The sequence below is a fragment of the Brevundimonas sp. genome (assembly GCF_036405315.1).
In the GTDB taxonomy this organism is placed as follows: Bacteria; Pseudomonadota; Alphaproteobacteria; order Caulobacterales; family Caulobacteraceae; genus Brevundimonas.
Genome location: NZ_DASWXW010000211.1, coordinates 1 through 2,054, shown reverse-complemented (window position 1 = coordinate 2,054; position 2,054 = coordinate 1). Strand labels below are relative to the sequence as shown.

The 2,054-nt window shown below is 68.5% G+C and carries 3 protein-coding genes; 2 read left to right on the top strand and 1 reads right to left on the bottom strand.

Features of this window, described 5'->3' with window-relative positions; translation table 11 throughout:
• Positions 1-222: 222 nt before the first annotated feature.
• Together VGE49_RS13060 and VGE49_RS13055 are read left to right on the top strand one after the other, a co-directional pair.
• A complete protein-coding gene (locus VGE49_RS13060) occupies positions 223-450 on the top strand; it encodes a DUF1289 domain-containing protein (protein WP_331034975.1) in 228 nt (75 codons plus the stop codon).
• 75 nt (positions 451-525) lie between these two features.
• Positions 526-1,008 (top strand): retropepsin-like aspartic protease family protein, encoded by a 483-nt coding sequence (locus VGE49_RS13055; RefSeq protein WP_331034974.1) that lies wholly within the window; start codon positions 526-528, stop codon positions 1,006-1,008.
• Positions 1,009-1,074: 66 nt separating this feature from the next.
• Here VGE49_RS13055 and VGE49_RS13050 read toward each other — a convergent pair whose 3' ends face one another.
• Entirely contained in the window at positions 1,075-1,911 is an 837-nt protein-coding gene (locus VGE49_RS13050) for an LD-carboxypeptidase (protein WP_331034973.1), read from the bottom strand.
• Positions 1,912-2,054 lie beyond the last annotated feature (143 nt).

Below are 2,054 nucleotides of genomic sequence, written 5' to 3'. Positions count from 1 at the left end.
CCCCAGAGGGCGAAGGACATCATGGCGTGCTGGAGGTTGCGCTCCTTGTCGTTCATTTTTGGCGTCTCCTTTCGCTGAACGATGAAAGAAGACGCGTCGTGCTTTTCGGGAATCTCACCGTCATAGTCGTTTCGCGTCAGCCGCCTAGATAGCTCCGCTTGGCTAAAAAGTCAAGATTTTGGTCCGAAGTCGGACTTTTTGTAGTGTCGTCGTCATAAAATCATGAGCCAGCCGCCAGCCCCGTCTCCCGCCCTTCCGCCGCGCGCCGTCGCCACGCCCTGCGTCATGGTCTGCACCGTGGACGGGGCGTCGGGGCTCTGCCTGGGCTGCTTTCGCACCCTGCCCGAGATCGCCGCCTGGAGCCGGATGAGCGACGCGGAGCGGGCGAAGATCACGAGCGAACTGAACGGGCGGCGGGGCAAGATCGACCCCAGGCTGCTGGGCGGGTAACGCCGTTCCCCCATAAACCTTTCGTTCGCCGTATCGCTTCACCCGACGCCAAGACCCTTGCGGCAGATTAGGGTCATGATCCGTATCGACCCGCGCTCTGCTGTCGTCTTCGCCGCCGCCCTGGCCACGTCGCTGGCCTGCGCCGGCGCCCTGCGCTGGATCGACGGGGCGGGCGAGGCCCAGGCCGCGATCGCCGCCCCTTCGGTCGCGCGCTCGGCCGACGGCCACTACTGGGCCGAGGCGGTCGTGGACGGAAAGCCGATGCGGATGCTGGTCGACACCGGCGCCAGCGTCGTGACCCTGAGCCGCGCCGACGCGGAAAAGGCCGGCGTCAGCGTCGGCGCCAAGGACTTCACCCGCACCTTGAACACCGCCTCCGGTCCGGTGAAGGCGGCGCCCGTGGTCCTGCCGTCGCTGGCGGTGGCCGGGGTGCGGCTGACCTCGGTCGAGGCCCTGGTGGTGGACGCCGACATGCCCGCCTCCCTGCTGGGCATGAGCTATCTGGGCCGCCTGTCCGGCTTCGAGGCCCGGCCCGAGGGTTTGACGTTCAAGGGCTGAAGCTCGCCCCCTCCACCATGCTGCGCATGGCCCCCTCCCCCGCTGCGCAGGGGAGGATAGGCGAGGTCAGCGCATCGCCCCGAACGGCACCACCTTGTTGTCCGGGTCGTGGCCGATGTCGGCGGCGCCCAGATAGGGGATGCCCGATCGCTCGCACCAGTAGCGGACGATCTCCTCCGCCGTCAGACCGAAGTCGGGATCATTGGGCGTGACGTCCGAGACCCGGCCCAGGCGGATGCCCGCCGCGCGGCGGATCGAGGCCTGGCCCGTCAGGTGGAACATCATCCGATCGACGCGGTAGAGGGCCTCGGACACCTCCTCCAGCATGACGACGTGGCCGCTCAGGTCCGGCTCCAGCGCCGTGCCGACCAGTTCGTTGAGAATGGTCAGATTGAAGGCGACCGCCGGGCGCGGGTCGTCCAGCAGGGACGGCTCCAGCGAGGCGCGGTCGCCGCTGACCAGCCAGTCCACCGCGCGGCGTCCCGTCGCGTCGTGGCGCGCCCCGTCCGAGGCCATGGGGCCGTGGGCCAGGTGGGCAAAGCCCGCCTTGTAGAGCAGGGCCAGAAGGCTGCCCGCGTCGGAGTAGCCGAGGTAGCGTTTCTTGCGCGCCACGTCGGTCAGTTGCGGCAGGACCGCCTCGGCGATGCGGCACGAGCCGTAGCCGCCGCGCGCGAACCAGATGGCGTTCAGGCGCGGATCATTGGCGAACTCGACGAAGGCGGCGGCGCGGGCGGCGTCGTCGCCGCCGAAATGGCCGTGCGTCTCGAACGCCATCGGATGGAAGACCAGCTGGACCTCGCCGCCCGGATAGGCCTGATCCATCCAGGCCTGGATGGCCGCGCCGCGTTCGGGGTCCAGACGCGAGCTGGCGTTGACGACGCCGATCTTGAAGGGAGCGGACATAGGGATGGGGCTGGCCTCCGGCGTCGCCCGTGCTAGTCAGGCCGCCGGACATTCCCCGGTTTCGCGCGTCAAAATCAAGCCGATGAACAAAGACTATTTCTTCTGCGGCGTCGGCGGGTCCGGCATGCTGCCCCTGGCCATGA